The organism is Streptomyces sp. NPDC006476 (genome assembly GCF_040612015.1).
Classification (GTDB): Bacteria; Actinomycetota; Actinomycetes; order Streptomycetales; family Streptomycetaceae; genus Streptomyces; species Streptomyces griseorubiginosus_B.
In genome coordinates this window covers 48,861-68,239 of sequence record NZ_JBEXPK010000044.1, presented here as the reverse complement: position 1 = coordinate 68,239, position 19,379 = coordinate 48,861, and the positions used below count along the sequence as shown (strand labels likewise).

At 70.3% G+C, this 19,379-nt stretch carries 19 protein-coding genes, 3 tRNA genes and 1 pseudogene; 11 read left to right on the top strand and 12 right to left on the bottom strand.

The genetic code is table 11. The annotated features are described in order from the left end of the window. From ABZZ74_RS36505 to ABZZ74_RS36495, 3 genes and pseudogenes are all read left to right on the top strand, one after another. Positions 1-697 (top strand): annotated as a pseudogene (locus tag ABZZ74_RS36505) (hypothetical protein); the annotation flags it as partial. Positions 698-874: 177 nt separating this feature from the next. Next, the gene (locus ABZZ74_RS36500; protein WP_356772435.1) at positions 875-2,377 is read left to right on the top strand and encodes a N,N-dimethylformamidase beta subunit family domain-containing protein; all 1,503 of its coding nucleotides are present in this window, start codon (positions 875-877) and stop codon (positions 2,375-2,377) included. 107 nt (positions 2,378-2,484) lie between these two features. Further along, a complete protein-coding gene (locus tag ABZZ74_RS36495) occupies positions 2,485-3,384 on the top strand; it encodes a phosphoribosylaminoimidazolesuccinocarboxamide synthase (RefSeq protein ID WP_356772433.1) in 900 nt (299 codons plus the stop codon). 91 nt (positions 3,385-3,475) lie between these two features. Here ABZZ74_RS36495 and ABZZ74_RS36490 read toward each other — a convergent pair. The 8 genes from ABZZ74_RS36490 to ABZZ74_RS36455 form a co-directional block, all read right to left on the bottom strand. After that, a tRNA-Gly gene (locus tag ABZZ74_RS36490) sits at positions 3,476-3,548 on the bottom strand. 23 nt (positions 3,549-3,571) lie between these two features. Then, positions 3,572-4,186: a response regulator transcription factor gene (locus tag ABZZ74_RS36485; protein WP_356772431.1), complete on the bottom strand. Its 615-nt coding sequence runs from the start codon at positions 4,184-4,186 to the stop codon at positions 3,572-3,574. After that, on the bottom strand, positions 4,183-5,433 hold the full coding sequence (locus ABZZ74_RS36480) for a histidine kinase (protein WP_356772429.1): 1,251 nt from the start codon (positions 5,431-5,433) through the stop codon (positions 4,183-4,185). The genes ABZZ74_RS36485 and ABZZ74_RS36480 overlap by 4 nt, the downstream gene beginning before the upstream one ends. A gap of 16 nt (positions 5,434-5,449) precedes the next feature. After that, complete coding sequence (locus ABZZ74_RS36475) at positions 5,450-6,193, bottom strand: ABC transporter permease (RefSeq protein WP_356772450.1); 744 nt, start codon at positions 6,191-6,193, stop codon at positions 5,450-5,452. A 92-nt stretch (positions 6,194-6,285) separates the two neighbouring features. Beyond that, positions 6,286-7,218: an ABC transporter ATP-binding protein gene (locus tag ABZZ74_RS36470; RefSeq protein ID WP_356772427.1), complete on the bottom strand. Its 933-nt coding sequence runs from the start codon at positions 7,216-7,218 to the stop codon at positions 6,286-6,288. 140 nt (positions 7,219-7,358) lie between these two features. Continuing rightward, a tRNA-Gly gene (locus ABZZ74_RS36465) sits at positions 7,359-7,431 on the bottom strand. Between the two features lie 80 nt (positions 7,432-7,511). Then, positions 7,512-7,583, bottom strand: a tRNA-Gly gene (locus tag ABZZ74_RS36460). A 123-nt stretch (positions 7,584-7,706) separates the two neighbouring features. Next, positions 7,707-8,024: an Lsr2 family protein gene (locus ABZZ74_RS36455; RefSeq protein WP_133049042.1), complete on the bottom strand. Its 318-nt coding sequence runs from the start codon at positions 8,022-8,024 to the stop codon at positions 7,707-7,709. Positions 8,025-8,302: 278 nt separating this feature from the next. Here ABZZ74_RS36455 and purS point away from each other — a divergent pair, with 278 nt between their 5' ends. The 3 genes from purS to purL are packed head-to-tail and all read left to right on the top strand — an operon-like array spanning position 8,303 to position 11,498. Further along, positions 8,303-8,566 (top strand): phosphoribosylformylglycinamidine synthase subunit PurS, encoded by a 264-nt coding sequence (gene purS, locus ABZZ74_RS36450; protein WP_093501106.1) that lies wholly within the window; start codon positions 8,303-8,305, stop codon positions 8,564-8,566. Beyond that, positions 8,563-9,243 (top strand): phosphoribosylformylglycinamidine synthase subunit PurQ, encoded by a 681-nt coding sequence (gene purQ / locus ABZZ74_RS36445; protein ID WP_208782272.1) that lies wholly within the window; start codon positions 8,563-8,565, stop codon positions 9,241-9,243. Before purS ends, purQ begins: the two co-directional genes overlap by 4 nt. Next, positions 9,240-11,498, top strand: coding sequence for a phosphoribosylformylglycinamidine synthase subunit PurL (gene purL / locus ABZZ74_RS36440; protein WP_356772424.1), 2,259 nt, complete (start codon positions 9,240-9,242; stop codon positions 11,496-11,498). The genes purQ and purL overlap by 4 nt, the downstream gene beginning before the upstream one ends. 76 nt (positions 11,499-11,574) lie before the next feature. Here purL and ABZZ74_RS36435 read toward each other — a convergent pair whose 3' ends face one another. Beyond that, on the bottom strand, positions 11,575-12,159 hold the full coding sequence (locus ABZZ74_RS36435) for a Uma2 family endonuclease (protein ID WP_356772422.1): 585 nt from the start codon (positions 12,157-12,159) through the stop codon (positions 11,575-11,577). Continuing rightward, positions 12,156-12,956 (bottom strand): MFS transporter, encoded by an 801-nt coding sequence (locus ABZZ74_RS36430; protein ID WP_356772420.1) that lies wholly within the window; start codon positions 12,954-12,956, stop codon positions 12,156-12,158. Before ABZZ74_RS36430 ends, ABZZ74_RS36435 begins: the two co-directional genes overlap by 4 nt. A gap of 12 nt (positions 12,957-12,968) precedes the next feature. Between ABZZ74_RS36430 and ABZZ74_RS36425 the strand changes: the two genes are divergently transcribed. From ABZZ74_RS36425 to purM, 5 genes are all read left to right on the top strand, one after another. Further along, complete coding sequence (locus ABZZ74_RS36425) at positions 12,969-13,127, top strand: hypothetical protein (protein ID WP_356772418.1); 159 nt, start codon at positions 12,969-12,971, stop codon at positions 13,125-13,127. 10 nt (positions 13,128-13,137) lie between these two features. Then, complete coding sequence (locus ABZZ74_RS36420; protein ID WP_356772416.1) at positions 13,138-13,935, top strand: sterol carrier family protein; 798 nt, start codon at positions 13,138-13,140, stop codon at positions 13,933-13,935. A gap of 40 nt (positions 13,936-13,975) precedes the next feature. After that, positions 13,976-14,764, top strand: coding sequence for an META domain-containing protein (locus ABZZ74_RS36415; RefSeq protein ID WP_356772414.1), 789 nt, complete (start codon positions 13,976-13,978; stop codon positions 14,762-14,764). Positions 14,765-14,825: 61 nt separating this feature from the next. Further along, a complete protein-coding gene (gene purF / locus ABZZ74_RS36410; protein WP_133049038.1) occupies positions 14,826-16,355 on the top strand; it encodes an amidophosphoribosyltransferase in 1,530 nt (509 codons plus the stop codon). 45 nt (positions 16,356-16,400) lie between these two features. Further along, entirely contained in the window at positions 16,401-17,465 is a 1,065-nt protein-coding gene (purM, locus tag ABZZ74_RS36405; protein WP_356772412.1) for a phosphoribosylformylglycinamidine cyclo-ligase, read from the top strand. A gap of 146 nt (positions 17,466-17,611) precedes the next feature. Here purM and ABZZ74_RS36400 read toward each other — a convergent pair whose 3' ends face one another. Together ABZZ74_RS36400 and ABZZ74_RS36395 are read right to left on the bottom strand one after the other, a co-directional pair. Beyond that, positions 17,612-17,869 (bottom strand): DUF3073 domain-containing protein, encoded by a 258-nt coding sequence (locus ABZZ74_RS36400; RefSeq protein WP_133049037.1) that lies wholly within the window; start codon positions 17,867-17,869, stop codon positions 17,612-17,614. A gap of 307 nt (positions 17,870-18,176) precedes the next feature. Then, complete coding sequence (locus ABZZ74_RS36395; RefSeq protein WP_356772410.1) at positions 18,177-19,274, bottom strand: Glu/Leu/Phe/Val dehydrogenase dimerization domain-containing protein; 1,098 nt, start codon at positions 19,272-19,274, stop codon at positions 18,177-18,179. Between the last annotated feature and the right edge of the window lie 105 nt (positions 19,275-19,379).

Below are 19,379 nucleotides of genomic sequence, written 5' to 3'. Positions count from 1 at the left end.
CGCGGCCACAGACGGCGAGGAGGCCCAGACCCCCATGCCGCACGGACCTGCGGCCACAGACGGCGAGGAGGCCCAGACCCCCATGCCGCACGGACCCGCGGTCGCCGACGGCGAGGAGGCGCAAGCCCCCATGCCGCACGGATCCGCGACCACCGGCGGCGAGGAGGCCCAGGCCCCCAGGCCGCACGGACCCGCGACCACCGACGGCGAGGAAACCCTGGGCGCCCAGGGGTCGGCGCCAGCTGACCTCGAACGCCGCCCGGGTGCGGACGGAATCGACGAGGAGGACGAAGGCGAGCCCGAGCCGGACGGTCCTGCCGCCACCCTCGCCGCCGCCCTGACCACCCAGCTCTCCCGCGAGGAAGCAACAGCCGCTCCGGTCGGCCGGGCCACTCCCGACGCGGTCCCCTGGGACGAGGCGACGCTCCCCCTCTTCCCGCTCCAACCACCGCGCAGCGCCCGCGAGTTGCTCACCGAACACGTCACCGCGATGGTCTGCTGCGCCGCCATGGACACCGCGGGCGCGACCCCCGGCCTGGACTGGCTGGACGGCCCCACCCTCCTCCTCAACGGCGAACGGGCCACCGACCTCACCCCCCGGGTCCTCAGCCTCGTCGAGGACGGCGACCCCGCCCCCCTGCGGGCCTGGCTGCGCGAATCCGGCATACGCCCGGAGAAGCCGGTGCGGCTGGGCTGACCGCCCCGACGGCGCAACTTCCGGAACCCCCCATTCCACTTCTGGCCAATTAGCAACGACTAGTGACCACCTGCGTGCGTAATGTGATGTGCTTGGACCGATCGGGCACATGGCAAGGGCATACGGCACAGGACGCGCGACCAAGCGACCACGGGGGCACGAGGGAGGGGAGCGACCATGGGGTCGGAGCAGATCCGCCGCTGGGAATCCGGAGCGCTGGCGCACGCCGTGACCGACCCCTTCGGCCAGGGCCCCGTCCCCTGGCTGCGCGGCACGGAGACCTACTTCGACGACACCGGCCAGGTCGTCCCCTGGTACGTGGACCAGGCTCCCCAGCCTTCCCCCCGAACGCCCGCCAGCGGCACCCGCGTCCCCGCGCCCCGCTCCGGAGGCGGTCCCCGCTCGGCCGACGACGTCGGCCGGCAGATCAAGGGCTTCATCTCCACCGGCGCGGTCTCCCCGGGCGACGCCGTCGACTTCCATGTCACGGTCGACCCGCCGCAGCAGTTCGCGGTGGACATCTACCGCATCGGCCACTACGGCGGCGACGGCGCCTCGAAGATCACCACCAGCCCCCGCCTCTCGGGCATCGTCCAGCCCCCGCCGCTGACCGCGGACCGCACGGTCTCCTGCCACCACTGGTGGCTGTCCTGGCGGCTGCAGATCCCGAGCTACTGGAGCATCGGGGCGTACGTCGCCGTCCTGACCACGGCCGACGGCTACCGCTCCCACATCCCCTTCACGGTCCGCGACAACCACCCCGCCGACCTGCTCCTGCTGCTGCCCGACGTGACCTGGCAGGCGTACAACCTCTACCCGGAGGACGGCCGCACCGGCGCCAGCCTCTACCACGCCTGGGACGAACAGGGCCGGCTGCTCGGCGAGTCGGACGCGGCGACGACGGTCTCCTTCGACCGTCCGTACGCCGGCGCCGGCCTGCCCCTGCACGTCGGCCACGCCTACGACTTCATCCGCTTCGCCGAGCGCTACGGCTACGACCTCGCCTACGCCGACGCCCGCGACCTGCACGCCGGCCGCGTGGACCCCACCCGCTACCGAGGCCTGGTCTTCCCCGGCCACGACGAGTACTGGTCGACCGGCATGCGCCGCACCGTCGAGCTGGCCCGGGAGAGCGGCACCTCCCTCGTCTTCCTGTCCGCCAATACCATGTACTGGCAGGTGGAGTTGGGCCCCTCCCCGTCCGGCGTCCCCGACCGCCTGCTGACCTGCCGAAAACGCAAGGGCCCCGGCAAGCCCGTGCTGTGGCGCGAAGTCGACCGCCCCGAACAGCAGTTGGTCGGCATCCAGTACGCGGGCCGGGTCCCCGAGCCGCACCCGCTGATCGTCCGCAACGCCGACCACTGGCTGTGGGACGCCACCGGAGCGCACGAGGGCGAGGAGATCGAGGGCCTGGTCGCGGGCGAGGCCGACCGGTACTTCCCGCGCACCCCGCTGCCCGAGCACGAGGACCGCGTCCTGCTCGCACACTCCCCCTATACCGACGCCGAGGGCGTCATGCGCCACCAGGAGACGTCCCTCTACCGCGCCCCCTCCGGCGCCCTCGTCTTCGCGTCCGGAACGTTCGCCTGGTCCCCGTCCCTGGACCGTCCGGGCCACGTCGACGAACGCGTCCAGCGCGCCACCGTCAACCTCCTGGACCGCATCTGCAAACGTGACTGAGCTCACGTAAGCCCACGTCACCGCCCCATCCGAAGCCACCCCAGTCCTGGGGCGATCCCCGGCATACGGGAGAATCGAGCCATTGGACAGAACCACGGGGAGGAACCGTGTCCGGATTCGTAGAAAAGCCCGAGCCGCTCCAGGTTCCGGGCCTGGTGCACTTGCACACCGGCAAGGTGCGCGAGCTGTACCAGAACGAGGCGGGCGACCTCGTGATGGTCGCCAGCGACCGCATCTCCGCCTTCGACTGGGTGCTGCCGACCGACATCCCCGACAAGGGCCGGGTCCTCACCCAGCTGTCCCTGTGGTGGTTCGACCAGATCGCCGATCTGATCCCCAACCACGTCCTGAGCACCGAACTCCCCGCCGGCGCCCCCGCCGAATGGGCCGGCCGCACCCTGGTGTGCAAGCCGCTGCAGATGATCCCGGTGGAGGCCGTCGCCCGTGGCTATCTCACCGGCTCCGGCCTGCTGGAGTACGACGAGTCCCGCACCGTCTGCGGTCTCGCCCTCCCCGAGGGCCTGGTCGACGGCAGCGAACTCCCCGCCCCGATCTTCACCCCGGCCACCAAGGCCGCCGTCGGCGAGCACGACGAGAACGTCTCCTACGAGGAGGTCGCCCGCCAGGTCGGCGCCGACACCGCCGCCCGGCTGCGCCAGGCGACCCTCGCCGTCTACGCCCGCGGCCGGGACATCGCCCGTGAGCGCGGGATCATCCTCGCGGACACCAAGTTCGAGTTCGGCTTCGACGGGGACACCCTCGTCATCGCGGACGAGGTCCTCACCCCTGACTCCTCCCGCTTCTGGCCGGCCGAGCAGTGGGAGCCGGGCCACCCGCAGCCGTCGTACGACAAGCAGTTCGTGCGGGACTGGCTGACCTCGCCGGCCTCGGGCTGGGACCGCAAGAGCGAGCAGCCCCCGCCGCCGCTGCCCGAGGAGGTCGTGGAGCGGACCCGCGCCAAGTACCTGGAGGCGTACGAGCGTCTGACGGGCACCAGCTGGAGCTGACCGCATGACAAAGACCCCGGCCGGCAACCGGGGCCGTACCCCCGCGGGCGCACGACAAAGGCCCCGGTCGATGACCGGGGCCTTGATCCTGAGCGGACGACGAGGCTCGAACTCGCGACCTCAACCTTGGCAAGGTTGCGCTCTACCAACTGAGCTACGTCCGCGTTGCGCCGTGGCGCGAGAGCAACTATACCCAACCCCGCTCCCGCGCGAGACGCACCGCGGAGTGCCGGTTCTCCGCCCCGAGCTTGGAGACGGCCGAGGACAGGTAGTTCCGCACGGTCCCCTGCGACAGCGCGGCCCGCTCGGCGATCTCCGCGACGGGCGCCCCGTCGGCCGCGAGTTCCAGCACCTCGGCCTCCCGGGCGGTCAGCGGGGAGTTCCCGGCGGCGATGGCGTCGGCGGCCAACTCCGGGTCGACATAACGGTTCCCGGCATGCACGGTCCGGATGATCTCCGCGAGCCGCTGGGCGCTGACCGTCTTCGGCACGAACCCGCGCACCCCTGCAGCGAGCGCCCGCTTCAGATGCCCGGGCCGCCCGTGACTGGTGACGATCAGAACCTGGCAGCCGGGCAGTTCGGCCCGCAGTGATGTGGCGACCTTCACACCGTCCGCGCCGGGCATCTGGAGATCGAGTACGACCACGTCCGGTGCGTGCGCCCGGGCCATGGCCAGCGCCTCGGGACCGCTCGCCGCCTCGGCGACCACGACGAGGTCGTCCTCCAGGGAGAGCAGCGCGGCGAGCGCGCCCCGGATCAGATGTTCGTCGTCGGCGAGGAGCAGTCGTACGACGCCCGTCATGCGGTGACCTCGCTCACACTCTCACTCACACTCAACGGCACCTCGGCCACCACCCGGAACCGGCCGCCGCCGACCGGCCCCGCTTCCAGCGTCCCGCCCACCGCGGCCAACCGCTCGTGCAGCCCGGTGAGTCCGGACCCCCGGCCGGGCGCGGGGGCGGACACCCCGTCGTTCTGCACGGTCAGCACCACACGATCTCGTTCAATATTCAGTGATATGTCACATAGCGCCGCGTCCCCGTGCCGCAGCACGTTCGTCGTGGCCTCCCGCACCACCCACCCCAACACCCCCTGCACCTCCGCATCGAGCCCCGCGACAGCCGTCCCCCGCACCGCGCATTCGATCCCGGCGGCGCTCAACACCCCCTGCGCACCTGCCAGTTCGACCCCGAGGTCGGCCTCCCGATACCCCCGTACGACATCCCGCACCTCTCGCTGCGACTCCCGCGCGATCCGCTGCACCTCGATCATCTGGTCCACGGCCTCGGGCCGCCCGCGCCGGGCCAGCTGCACGGCGAGTTCGCTCTTCAGGGCGATCACGGCCAGGTTCCGCCCCATCACGTCGTGCAGGTCGCGGCCGAACCGCAGCCGTTCCTCCGCGACCGCGAGCCGGGCCTGGACCTCGCGGCCCCGCTCCGCCTCCCACAGGACCGACAGCGTCCAGGCGCCGCAACGGCCGCTGATCAGCGAGAAGAGCGCGCCGAAGACGGTGAGGACGCCGACCATGAGGATGCCGGCGGGCTCCGGGTCGGCCCAGGCGAACGCGGCCATGAGCACCACGGCGAGCACGGCCGACCGGCGCAGGAAGGTCACCAGCGGCAGCGCCAGCCCGTACAGCACCCCGAACGGCAGCAGCGCGGCGCCGACGGCGAGCCGGATCGCCATCGGGTCGGAGCCGCCCAGCGCGGTCAGCACCAGGGGCAGGACCAGCGCAAGGGCAAGGAGGACGGCGGCGGGGCGCAGGGCGCGCGGCGGGAGAACGGCCCGGCCCAGGTAGTGGTCGAGCACGGGCCGGGTGAGCCGGTTTGCCTCGGCGCACTGCAGGGCGCTCACGAGCAGCAGCAGTCCTCCGACGACCAGCGGAACCGGGCGCTGGGCGATCCCTCCCACCAGCGGCAGCGCCAGCCAGGAGAAGGAGAAGAGCCACGTGGTCGCGTACCAGGTGAGCACGCTCTGCAGCTCGACTCGCTCGGCCTTGCTCCGATCCCGCCAATGCCGCCGCTGCCAGCCCCTGATCCGCCCGAACACGGCTCCCCCCGTTCCCTCAGCGCCGGGGTTCCCAGCGGAACCACCGCCGTACAGCAAACACCGCCACGACGCTCCAGGCCAGGGCGGTCGCCACCGCGCCCAGGGCCTCGTAGGCGCTCAACCGCCCGGTCCAGCCGCCCTGGACGAGCCGGATCGCGGGGGACAGGGGCAGGAGTTCGCAGACGGCCGCGAGCCGGTCGGGCAGTACCTGGGCCGGGATCGCGATGCCCGAGCCCATCATGGACACGAGCACCAGCGGCAGCGCGGTGACCTGCGCGCTCTCCACGGTCCGGGTGACTGAGGCGGTGAGGGCCGCGAACGCGGCGCACAGCACCAGACCCGCCAGGATCCCGAGGACGGTCAGGTACGGCGCCCTGGGCGCCCCGGGGTGCAGCAGCACCGCGCAGCCGACGGTGAGGACGACGGTCTGCGCGAGACCGAGGCAGACGGCGGGGAGCGCGGTGCCGGCCAGGATCTCGGCGTCGTCGAGCTCGCCGGTGCGCAGGCGTTTGAGGACCAGTTCCTCGCGGCGGGCGACGTACGCGCCGACCAGGGACGTGTACACGGCGAACAGGAAGGAGAACCCGATCGCGGCCGTCAGCGTCACCGTGCCGATGTTCAGCCCCTCGGCCTTGAGGTCCAGCTGATCGACCGCGGGCCGCACACTGAACGGCAGCGCCAGCGGCACGAGCAACGCCGTGACCACCGCGCCACGGTTGCGCCCGAGCAGCGTGAGCTCGGCCCGGGCCAGGGCCCGCATCCGCCGCCCGGAACCCGCCGCCCCCACCCGGCCGGCCTGCGCACTCCCGCCGACCGTCCGCTCCCTCAGTGCCTCCATGTTGCCGAGCCCTTTCATGCCGCCACCTCCTGCTCCCGCGCGATCCCCAGGAACGCCTCTTCCAGCGACGCCGAGCGCACGTCCAGGTCGCGTAGTTCCACCCGTGCGCCCTCGGCCCAGGTCAGCAGTCCGGTGGCCGCGCGCTGCAGCTCCCGCGTGCGCAGCCGTACGACGTCCCCGTCCGTCTCGTGGCCGCACACCCCCAGTTCGGCGAGCGGCGGCAGGTCGCCGAGGAACCAGCCGTCGGGGAGACGGAAGGAGATCCGGGCGGGCTGCCGGGCGGTCACCTCGGCCGGTGTCCCCGTCGCCGCGATGCGCCCCTCGTGCAGGATCGCCAGCCGGTCGGCGAGCCCCTCGGCCTCCTCCAGGTAGTGCGTGGTCAGCAGCACCGTCGTCCCCGCGTCCCGCAGGGCGCGCACCAACCCCCAGGTGTCCCGGCGCCCTTCGGCGTCCAGCCCGGTGGTCGGCTCGTCCAGGAACAGCACCTCGGGGCGCCCGAGCAGCGCGAGCGCGAGGTCCAGGCGCCGCCGTTCACCTCCGGACAACTGCTTCACCCGTACGTCCGCCCGCCGCCGCAGCCCGACCAGCTCCAGCGCTTCCTGCTCGGGCCGCGCGTCGCTCACGCACCCGGCCCACATCCGCGCGGTCTCCGCGACGGTCAGCTCGGAGGGGAAGCCGCCCTCCTGCAACATCACCCCCGTGCGTGGCCGTACGGCGGCCCGCTCCCCGTACGGATCGTGCCCGAGCACCCGCACCCGGCCGCCGGCCGGCCGTGCGAGCCCTTCCAGCAGCTCGACCGTGGACGTCTTGCCCGCGCCGTTGGTGCCGAGCAGCGCGAAGATCTCGCCGCGGCCCACGGAAAAGGTGATTCCGCGCACCGCCTCGAACCCGCCCCCGTACACACGCCGCAGGTCAGTGACCTCAATCACGTGTTCGTTCGTGTCCATGGCACCAGCGTCCCGGCGCCCGTGCGGGGGGAAGCAGTGCGCGCTGTCATCACTCCGCATGACAAATGTCAGAGGCGGGCCGCGCATGAGAGTCGCGCATGACAAAGGCCCCAGTCGGATGACTGGGGCCTTCTTTCAAGAGCGGACGACGAGGCTCGAACTCGCGACCTCAACCTTGGCAAGGTTGCGCTCTACCAACTGAGCTACGTCCGCATTGCCTCCGACCGGCTCCCACCGATCGGCGCGAGCACCAGCCTACCTGATCCACAACAGTGGTCCGGCCGACGGTGCAGAGCGGGTGACAGGAATTGCACACTGCGCCTTCCCCCTGGAAGGGGGATGTTCTGCTACTGAACTACACCCGCATGTGCTTCGGAGCTGGGCCTTTCGGCCTTGCCCCTCGGCGTGCTCCAGACTCTAGCTGACCAGGAGGGGTGCAGCGCAAGTCGGTTCCGCCGAGGGGCGGCTGACCGGCCGTCGGCCGGCGGCTACTGGGCCTCGCTGAAGGCCTCGTAGACCTTCTTGGGGATGCGGCCGCGAGCGGGTACGTCCATCTTGTTGGCCTGGGCCCAGGCCCGGACGGCCGCCGGATCGGGGGCGACCTCCGTCTGCCGGTAGGCCTTGCCCGACTTCGACCGCTTGCGGCCGGCCTCCACGTAGGGCGCGAGCGCCTTACGCAGTTTCTTGGCATTGGCTTGATTCAGGTCGATCTCGTACGACTTGCCGTCGAGTCCGAAGGCGATCGTTTCCGCCGCTTCCGAGCCGTCGATGTCGTCAAAGAGAGTGACCACGACCTTCTGCGCCACGAATATCGGTCCCTTCGTACGGCACTTGCCAATTCATTTGTACAGCGCCCGACAATGCATTGTGAAGTCTGACTAAATCCTTCCGCGTGTCCGAGCGCAATAGCTATCGGCTGTCGATCGCGTATCTTTCCCGGAAAATTTGGTGCGCGCCCCCGCCGTCGCCGGATCGTGACAGCGGTCACGTAGCTTCCTACAAGTCGACGCGCGTAGAAATTTTGTGCGGGTAGTCTGAAACCACTTGCAGGAACCTGCTCAGCACCACACCACCGGGAGTGCACGTGGCACGCGTCGTAGTCGACGTCATGCTCAAGCCGGAGATCCTCGACCCCCAGGGCCAGGCGGTGCAGCGCGCACTGCCGCGGCTGGGTTTCGAGGGGATCTCGGACGTACGTCAGGGAAAGCGTTTCGAACTGGAAGTTGACGGGCCGGTCGACGAGGCCGCGCTCGCCCGTATCCACGATCTTGCGGAATCCTTCCTCGCCAACACCGTGATCGAGGACTTCACCGTACGCGTGGATGAAGTCGCGGAGGCCGCGAAGTGACCGCTCGTATTGGCGTCGTCACTTTCCCGGGCAGCCTCGACGACCGGGACACCCAGCGTGCGATCCGCCTCGCGGGTGCCGAGCCGGTCGCCCTGTGGCACAAGGACAAGGACCTCCACCAGGTGGACGCGGTCGTCCTTCCGGGTGGTTTCTCCTACGGGGACTATCTGCGAGCCGGCGCCATCTCCCGCTTCTCGCCGGTGATGGAGACGGTCATCGAGCAGGCGCGGGCCGGACTGCCGGTCCTCGGCATCTGCAACGGCTTCCAGATCCTCACCGAGGCCCACCTCCTCCCGGGGGGCATGCTCGGCAACGACCACCTCCACTTCATCTGCCGCGACCAGAAGCTGCGGGTGGAGAACGCGGACACCGCCTGGACCGTGGACTACGAGCAGGGCCAGGAGATCCACATCCCGCTGAAGAACATGGACGGCCGGTACGTCGCCGACCAGTACACGCTGGACAAGCTGGAGGCCGAGGGCCGCGTGGCCTTCCGGTACCTGGACTTCAACCCGAACGGCTCGCTGAACGACATCGCGGGCATCACCAACGAGGCCGGCAACGTCGTGGGCCTCATGCCGCACCCGGAGCACGCCACCGAGCCGCTGATCGGCACGGGCCGCACCGACGGCCTCCCGTTCTTCACCTCGATCCTCAAGAAGCTGGTCACCGCATGAGCAGGACGCCTCTGGACACGGTCGAGCACGCGGCCGCGACCCCCGACGTCGAGCTGCCCTGGGCCGAACTGGGCCTGAAGAAGGACGAGTACGAGCGGGTGGTGGAGATCCTCGGCCGCCGCCCGACCGGTGCCGAGCTCGCCATGTACTCCGTGATGTGGTCCGAGCACTGCAGCTACAAGTCCTCGAAGGTGCATCTGCGCCAGTTCGGCGAGAAGGCCCCCCAGTCCGACGCCCTTCTCGTCGGCATCGGCGAGAACGCCGGTGTCGTGGACGTCGGCCAGGGCTACGCCGTCACCTTCAAGGTCGAGTCGCACAACCACCCGTCGTACGTCGAGCCCTACCAGGGCGCGGCCACCGGCGTCGGCGGCATCGTGCGCGACATCATCGCGATGGGCGCCCGCCCGGTCGCGGTAGTCGACCCGCTGCGGTTCGGTGCCGCCGACCACCCCGACACCAAGCGTGTCCTGCCGGGTGTCGTCGCCGGCATCGGCGGCTACGGCAACTGCCTGGGCCTGCCCAACATCGGCGGCGAGGTCGTCTTCGACGCCTGCTACCAGGGCAACCCGCTGGTCAACGCCGGTGCCATCGGTGTGATGCGGCACGAGGACATCCACCTCGCGAAGGCGTCCGGTGCGGGCAACAAGGTCATCCTCTACGGGGCCCGCACGGGTGGTGACGGCATCGGCGGCGCGTCGATCCTCGCCTCCGAGACCTTCGACGACGCCAAGCCCTCCAAGCGCCCGGCCGTCCAGGTCGGCGACCCCTTCCAGGAGAAGCTCCTCATCGAGTGCACCCTGGAGGCCTTCAAGGAGAAGCTGGTCGTCGGCATCCAGGACCTCGGTGCCGCGGGCCTGTCCTGCGCCACCTCCGAGCTCGCCTCCAACGGCTCCGGCGGCATGCGCGTGACCCTGGACGACGTACCGCTGCGCGACTCCACGCTCTCGCCCGAGGAGATCCTCATGAGCGAGTCTCAGGAACGCATGTGCGCGGTCGTCGAGCCGGAGAAGGTCGAGCGGTTCCTGGAGATCTGCGACAAGTGGGACGTCATCGCCACCGTCATCGGTGAGGTGACCGACGGCGACCGCCTCGAGATCTACTGGCACGGCGGGAAGATCGTCGACGTCGACCCGCGCACCGTCGCGCACGACGGCCCGGTCTACGAGCGCCCCTACGCCCGCCCGTCCTGGCAGGACGAGCTCCAGGCGGATGACGCCAACAAGCTGGCGCGGCCCGGGACTTCGGCGGAGCTGAAGGACCAGGTCCTGAAGCTGGTCGGCTCCCCCAACCAGGCCTCCAAGAAGTGGATCACGTCGCAGTACGACCACTTCGTGCAGGGCAACACGGTGCTGGCCCAGCCGGAGGACTCCGGCATGATCCGCATCGACGAGGAGAGCGGCCTCGGGGTCGCCATCGCGACGGACGGCAACGGCCGGTACGCGAAGCTGGACCCGTACGCCGGCGCGCAGTTGGCGCTCGCCGAGGCGTACCGGAACGTGGCGACGACGGGTGCCAAGCCCCTCGCCGTCTCGGACTGCCTGAACTTCGGCTCGCCCGAGGACCCGGCCGTCATGTGGCAGTTCGCCGAGGCCATCCGTGGACTCGCCGACGGCTGCCAGCAGTTGGGCACCCCGGTGACCGGCGGCAACGTCTCCCTCTACAACCAGACCGGCGAGGTCGCCATCCACCCCACCCCGGTGGTCGCGGTGCTGGGCGTCATCGACGATGTCGCCCGCCGCACCCCGGTCGCCTTCCAGGAGGAGGGGCAGCTGCTGTACCTCCTCGGCGACACGCGGGAGGAGTTCGGCGGTTCGGCCTGGTCCCAGGTCGTCCACGACCACCTCGGCGGACTGCCCCCGAAGGTCGACCTGGAGCGCGAGCGCCTGCTCGCCGAGATCCTCATCTCGGCCTCCCGCGACGGCATGATCGACTCCGCGCACGACTTGTCCGACGGCGGTCTGATCCAGGCGGTCGTGGAGTCGGCGCTGCTGGGCGGCAAGGGCGCCCGTCTGGTCGTACCGGACGGACTGGACGCCTTCACCTTCCTCTTCTCCGAGTCGGCCGGCCGCGCCATCGTCGCCGTGCCGCGCTCCGAGGAGGTCCGCTTCAACGACATGTGCGGCGCGCGAGGTCTGCCCGTCACGCGCATCGGCGTCGTGGACGGTGACTCGGTCGAGCTCCAGGGCGAGTTCGAACTGCCCCTGGAGGAGCTGCGCGAGGCCCACGAGGGGACGATCCCGGCGCTGCTCGCGTAGGAGTTCTTGGGAGTACGACGGTGAAGGCCGCCCCCGGACGATCGGTTTCCGGGCGCGGCCTTCTCTGCAGGTCGGCTCAGCGGACGTAGTTCTTCAGGATCTCCGTGTCGAGTTCGATGCCGATCGGGTCGGGGAGTAGCACCTTCTCGCCGAACTTCGAGGTACGGACGACGCGGTAGCCACCGATCTTCCGGTCTGGTGAGCTGTGCAGCGTGACCGTGCAGGAGTCGCGGTCGATCAAGAGGTACAGCGGGATCTCTGCCTGGCCGTATGCGGCCGGCTTCTCGTACCGGTCGCGCCGGTCGGTGTCCGAGTCGTACGAGGTGACCTCGACCACCATGAGCGCCCCCTCCGGGTCGGCCCATTCGCCGTATGCGGCGAAGTGGGCCTCGGGCGTGAGTACGGCGTCAGGCTTCGCCCGGCCCTGCCGATAGGCGGCTACCCGGAGGCCTCGACCGTGGTACACGTCCAGGTCGGGCCGGGCTTGGATACAGCGTTTGGTCAGCCAGGACACGATCGTGTCGTGGTCCCCGTCCGTCACCTTCTTGACTCCGATCCGTCCGTCAATGAACTCCAACGTGACGGTCTCGGGAGCGGCGGAGGCGATCGTTTCGAACTCCTCCACCGACATCTGAGACGTGCGCTCGGCCATAACCGTCATGTTGCACCCCCTTCCAGGCGAAGACCAGTGTTGCCCGGTCCCGGCGGTGTGGTGCGGGTTTCGCCGTCGATCACACGCACGGGTGGATTGCCCCTGGTCTTGTGATCCGTCATCTCTTGCCCGTGCAGGCGGGGCACGCGTACTCGGTCCAGCTGGGAGGCTCCTTGATGGCTCACGTCCGGGGTGCCGCCCTCGGCCGGCGGGGACGTCGGCAGCCGTAGCGCCAGTACGGCGGCCAGCGTCATCAGCGCCGCCCCGCCCCAGAAGACCGCCTGCGTCGCGTCGGTGAAGGCCTGCACTCCGTCCTTGTGAGCGGCCCCGGTGAGCCGGGCCAGCATGCTGACGTCGCCGCCGGGGCCGTGGGCGGCGTACAGACGGGCCAGGACGGTGCCGAAGAGGGCGGTGCCCAGGGCGTTGCCGAGGGTCTGGAAGAAGCGGATGCCGGTGGTGGCGACGCCCAGCTGGTGGCGCGGAGCGGCGTTTTGGACCAGGAGGATCAGCTGGCCGACCAGTTGGCCGAAGCCGACGCCGGCCAGGAAGAGTTCACCGCGGATCAGCCAGAGTGAGGTGTGCGGGGCGGTCGTCGTGGCGAGGAGGGCGAAGGCGACGGCGCTGGTGGCCGTGCCGGTGAGGGTGAAGGTGCGGGCCGTCCAGCCGCGTGCGGTGAGCGGGCCGGTGAGCAGGCCGACCGTCGCCAGGCCTGCGGCCATCGGGGCCAGGTACAGCCCCGCAGAGGAACTGGTGATACCGCGGGCGACCTGCAGGTAGATCAGGACGTAGTAGATCGCGCACATCATCGCCGCGCCGCGATGCTCAGCGCCGCCCGCAACGCCCTCATCGAGGAGCATCACGCCCGCATCGCGCGCGGTGAGACCGCCGACGAGGTCGCCGCCGATGCCGCGGAGCGCGCCCGGCAGGCGTTCGACCTGGTCGAAAAGGGGCTGAGCGGCTACGCCGTGAAGGCATAGGCTCGCCGCCATGCCCCCGGCCAAGAAGCGCCCCCGCACCTACGACCCGGCCAAGGTCCGCGCCGCGGTCCTCGCCCAGCTCGGGAACGTACGGGAGACCGTACGGAAGCTGTCCCCCGAGCAGTTCGCGCTCCCCACCCGGCTCGGTGGGTGGACCGTGCGGGAGCTGGTGGCGCACATCGGGATGGCGGTGACGGCCGTACACCGGTCGCTCGACAAGCCGGAGCCCGCCAAGCAGGACGCCGTGCTGCTCGACTGGGCCTTCGCCACCGCCGCCAACTCCTCGGCCATCGACGAGTTCACCCGGCGGCTCGCCGAGCAGCGCACCGACCTCGGCGCCTATCTCGCGGACATCGAGCAGAGCCTCGGCCGGCTGCTCGACGAGCACCCCGGCACCCGGCTCCTGGAGACCAACGTCGGCGCCCTGCCCCTCGCCGACTACGTCGTCACCCGGACCGTCGAACTCGTCGTCCACACCGACGACCTGAACGCCGCGATACCGGGACTCGAGGTGCCGTACGACCGCCAGGCTCTCGCCGCCTGCACTCGGCTGCTCGCCGATGCCCTGGCCGCGAAGGCGCCCGGCGGCTCCACCGAGGTGCGGATCCCGCCGTACGCCGTGGTGCAGTGCATCGAGGGCCCCCGGCACACCCGTGGCACCCCGCCGAACGTCGTCGAGACCGCCCCGCTGACCTGGATCCGGCTCGCGACCGGGCGCGTGACCTGGGCGGACGCCATCCAGGAGGCTCAGGTCAGCGCCAGTGGCGAGCGGGCGGACCTGAGCGGGCTGCTGCCGCTGATGAGGTGAACGGGGGGAACCGGTCTCCCCTCCCTCCCGTCCCATCGGCATGGACAAACAGCGACTCACCGTCGCCGTCCTGACCGTGCTTCCGCTCGTCATGGCATGCGGAAGCGACACGGGCAGCACCTCCGTCGCGTCGGAGGTGTCCGGCGTCCACTGGAAGGTCGACAGCGTCACCGTGGACGGCACCACCCGGCGCGCTCCCGCCGACGCCGACCTCCGGATCCGCGCGGACGGAACCGCCGTGGGCAACTACGGCTGCAACGAGTTCGGTGCGAAGGCCGCCTTCAAGGACCACCGCGTCGAACTGACGAACGCCCGCCAGACCCTGATGGCCTGCGAGCCCCGGCGCATGGCCTTCGAGCGGGCCCTCGCCGCCACCCTCACCGACCACTCGCTCACGGTCGAGACCAAGGACGACGGCCTGACGCTCACCACCCACGACGGCGACCGCATCCGGCTGACCGAGGAGAAGGACGCCCCGCTGTACGGGACGAAGTGGACGATCACGGCACTCGGTGACTCCAACGGCACGGCGACCGGCCTGCCGAGCCGGCAGAAGACGTCCGCGCACCTCACCTTCGACAGGAAGTCCGGCAAGGTCACCGGCCGCCTCGGCTGCAACCACGTCACCGCGGACGCCACGGTTCGCGACGGACATATCACCCTTGGCGCCCCGTCCACCACACGAATGATGTGCGACACCTCACTCATGCATACGGAGAAGGGCCTCCTGCGTCTCTTCGACGGCACCGTCAGCTACGGGTTGGATCAGCAAACCCTCACGCTGACCAGCACAAACGGAGAAACCGCCAAGGCGGTCGCCGAGCGGTGATCCATTAGCGGCGGGTATCCCCAATTCGGACCAGTGGTCGATCTCGCCTACACTCGGTGCCGTGCCACGTGGTGACGGTCGACTCAATCATGATCTGCTCCCCGGTGAGAAGGGCCCCCAGGACGCCTGCGGCGTCTTCGGAGTCTGGGCTCCCGGTGAAGAGGTCGCCAAGCTCACTTACTTCGGGCTCTACGCCCTCCAGCATCGCGGCCAGGAATCTGCGGGTATCGCGGTCAGCAACGGCTCCCAGATCCTCGTCTTCAAGGACATGGGCCTGGTCTCCCAGGTCTTCGACGAGACCTCGCTCGGTTCGCTCCAGGGTCACATCGCGGTCGGACACGCCCGCTACTCGACCACCGGCGCCTCCGTGTGGGAGAACGCCCAGCCGACGTTCCGCGCCACCGCGCACGGTTCCATCGCGCTCGGCCACAACGGCAACCTGGTCAACACGGCGCAGCTCGCCGAGATGGTCGCCGACCTGCCCAAGCAGGAGGGCGGCCGCACTCCGCGCGTCGCCGCCACCAACGACACCGACCTGCTCACCGCGCTGCTCGCGGCCCAGGTCGACGAGGACGGCAAGCCGCTGACCATCGAGGAGGCCGCCCACACGGTCCTGCCGAAGGTGCGCGGCGCGTTCTCCCTCGTCTTCATGGACGAGCACACCCTCTACGCCGCCCGCGACCCGCAGGGCATCCGCCCGCTGGTCCTCGGCCGCCTCGAGCGCGGCTGGGTCGTCGCCTCGGAGTCCGCCGCCCTCGACATCTGCGGCGCGAGCTTCGTCCGCGAGATCGAGCCCGGCGAGTTCGTCGCCATCGACGAGAACGGCCTCCGTACCTCCCGATTCGCGGACGCGAAGCCCAAGGGCTGTGTCTTCGAGTACGTGTACCTGGCCCGCCCGGACACCGACATCGCCGGCCGGAACGTCTACCTCTCCCGCGTGGAGATGGGCCGCAAGCTCGCCAAGGAAGCCCCGGTCGAGGCCGACCTGGTGATAGCGACCCCGGAGTCCGGCACCCCGGCCGCCATCGGCTACGCGGAGGCCTCCGGCATCCCGTTCGGCGCGGGCCTGGTGAAGAACGCCTACGTCGGCCGCACCTTCATCCAGCCCTCGCAGACCATCCGGCAGCTCGGCATCCGGCTGAAGCTGAATCCGCTGAAGGAAGTCATCAAGGGCAAGCGCCTGGTCGTCGTGGACGACTCGATCGTCCGCGGCAACACCCAGCGGGCGCTGGTGCGGATGCTCCGCGAGGCCGGGGCCGCCGAGGTCCACATCCGGATCTCCTCGCCGCCCGTGAAGTGGCCCTGCTTCTTCGGCATAGATTTCGCCACCCGCGCCGAGCTCATCGCCAACGGCATGACGATCGACGAGATCGGCACCTCGCTCGGCGCCGACTCGCTGGCCTACATCTCCATCGACGGCATGATCGAGGCGACCACCATCGCCAAGCCGAACCTGTGCCGCGCCTGCTTCGACGGCGAGTACCCGATGGAGCTCCCGGACCCCGAGCTGCTCGGTAAGCAGCTGCTGGAGACCGAGCTGGCCGCGGGGCCCGCCGCCACGGCCGCGGCCGACGCGATCCGTCGCCCGTAGACGGCCCGTAAGACCTGCCGTACGACACGAAAGTTCTCACCAGCCATGACTGAGACAACCGGTGCCAGCTACGCAGCCGCGGGCGTCGACATCGAAGCGGGCGACCGCGCCGTGGAGCTCATGAAGGAGTGGGTGAAGAAGACCCAGCGCCCCGAGGTCCTCGGCGGCCTCGGCGGCTTCGCCGGCCTCTTCGACGCCTCCGCCCTGAAGAACTACGAGCGCCCCCTGCTCGCCTCCGCCACCGACGGCGTCGGCACCAAGGTCGACATCGCTCGCCGGCTGGGCGTCTACGACACCATCGGCCACGACCTCGTCGCCATGGTCATGGACGACATCGTGGTGTGCGGTGCCGAGCCGCTGTTCATGACCGACTACATCTGCGTCGGCAAGGTCCACCCCGAGCGGGTCGCCGCGATCGTCAAGGGCATCGCCGAAGGCTGTGTGCTCGCCGGCTGCGCCCTGGTGGGCGGCGAGACGGCCGAACACCCCGGGCTGCTGGGCGAGGACGACTTCGACGTGGCCGGCGCCGGCACGGGTGTCGTGGAGGCCGACCGGCTGCTGGGCGCGGATCGCATCCGTTCGGGTGACTCCGTCATCGCCCTGGCGGCCTCCGGGCTTCACTCGAACGGGTACTCGCTCGTCCGGCACGTCCTGCTGGACCAGGCCGGCCTCACCCTGGACGCGCGCGTCGAGGAGTTCGGCCGCACGCTCGGCGAGGAGCTGCTGGAGCCGACCAAGATCTACTCGCTGGACTGTCTGGCGCTCACCCGGACGACCGACGTGCACGCGTTCAGCCACATCACGGGCGGCGGACTCGCCGCCAACCTGGCCCGCGTGATCCCCGACACCCTGCACGCGATCGTGGACCGCTCCACCTGGACCCCGGCCCCGGTGTTCGACCTCGTCGGGAAGACGGGGCAGGTCGACCGTCTGGAGCTGGAGAAGACCCTCAACATGGGCGTGGGCATGATCGCCGTCGTCCCCGAGGAGTCGACCGACGTGGCCCTCGCGACGCTGGCGGACCGCGGGGTCGAGGCCTGGGTCGCCGGAGAGATCACCGACCGCGGGGACCACACGACGGGTGCGGAACTCGTCGGCGACTACGCGTGAAGCCAGCCCCTTGGAACCCCCACGCCTTTGAGGCAGTGGGGGAGATTGAGGAGCGGGGTCCGGGGCGGAGCGCCGCGACGGCAGCATGAAACCCGGTCCGGTGCTGGGCCCCGGACCGGGTTTGAACGGCTAAGCCGCTGCAAGCACTACGCACCGCGACGATGTTGGGATGACGGACCTGGCTGGTCGTCGTCGTCCTCATCGTCGTCGTTGTAGAGATCCGCGTACTGGGCGTACGGGTCGTCTTCGTCCTCGTCGTCCTCGAACGGCTCGCCGTTCGGCGGTTGGCTCGAAGTCGAAGCGCCCAGCTCGCTGGCCAGACGCGACAGGTCAGTCCCGCCGCTGTTGTACTTCAGCTGGCGGGCGACCTTCGTCTGCTTGGCCTTGGCCCGGCCGCGCCCCATGGCTCGACCCCCTCGGTGACGGGGCTCGACGGCCCCAGAGTCTTGACACGCGTTCATGATCTGGAACGGGCTCTCCGTGGAGAGACCGGTCCGTAGGGCATCCACGGTACCTGAGCCCGCGCCCATACGGTACGTCGCCCGCATGACGTGCCCGCGCCCAGGACCCTCGGGGTGCCCCGTCCCCGCTGGTCAACCGCGATTTTAACCACTTCTCGACGGGCGACCCGCCGACGGACGTGAGAGTTCTCTCTAAGTGCCCGCCGACGGGTACCGGCCAAACCCCGAAAGCCCCGGAAACCTTACGGAATCAGAGCGCTCCGCGGCCCTCCGCCATGCGCTGCTCGGCGATCCGGTCGGCTGCCGCGGCCGGCGGAATCCCGTCCGCCTTCGCACGTGCGAATATGGCGAGCGTGGTGTCGAAGATCTTCGCCGCCTTCGCCTTGCACCGCTCGAAGTCGAACCCGTGCAGTTCGTCGGCGACCTGGATGACACCGCCGGCGTTGACCACGTAGTCCGGCGCGTAGAGGATCCCGCGGTCGGCGAGGTCCTTCTCGACACCCGGGTGGGCCAGCTGGTTGTTGGCCGCCCCGCAGACGATCCGCGCGGTCAGCGCGGGCACGGTGTCGTCGTTCAGGGCCCCGCCCAGCGCGCAGGGCGCGTAGATGTCGAGGCCGTCGACACGGATCAGGGTCGCGGTGTCGGCGACCGCCGTGACGCCCTTGGGGTGCGCCGCGAGGATCCGCCCCACGGCCTCCTCGCGCACGTCGGTGATCACGACCTCGGCGCCCTCGTCCCGCAGGTGCCGCACCAGGTGGTGCCCTACCTTGCCGACGCCCGCGATACCGACCTTGCGGTCCCGCAGCGACGGGTCGCCCCACAGGTGCTGGGCGCTGGCGCGCATGCCCTGGTAGACGCCGAAGGCGGTGAGCACGGAGGAGTCGCCGGCGCCGCCGTTCTCCGGGGAGCGCCCGGTCGTCCAGCGGCACTCGCGCGCGACGACGTCCATGTCGGCGACGTACGTACCGACGTCGCAGGCGGTGACGTAGCGGCCGCCGAGGGAGGCGACCATGCGGCCGTAGGCGAGCAGCAGGGCCTCGGTCTTGTCCCGGTCCGGGTCGCCGATGATCACGGCCTTGCCGCCACCGTGGTCGAGGCCGGCCATGGCGTTCTTGTACGACATCCCGCGTGCGAGATTCAGCGCGTCGGCGATGGCCTCCGCCTCGGTCGCGTACGGGTAGAAGCGGGTACCGCCGAGCGCGGGGCCGAGGGCGGTGCTGTGGATGGCGATGACGGCCTTCAGGCCGCTCGCGCGGTCCTGGCAGAGCACGACTTGCTCATGTCCGCCCTGGTCCGAGTGGAACAGGGTGTGCAGCACATCAGCAGGTGCGCCGGTTACGTCGGTCACTGTGGTGACTCCTGAAGCAGTAGCGGCGGGTGGGACCAGTCCCGTGTGGGTGGAGGGGCTGTGAGCAAGAATTTAGACCCTGATCGCCCCGCCATCCGCGCAGTG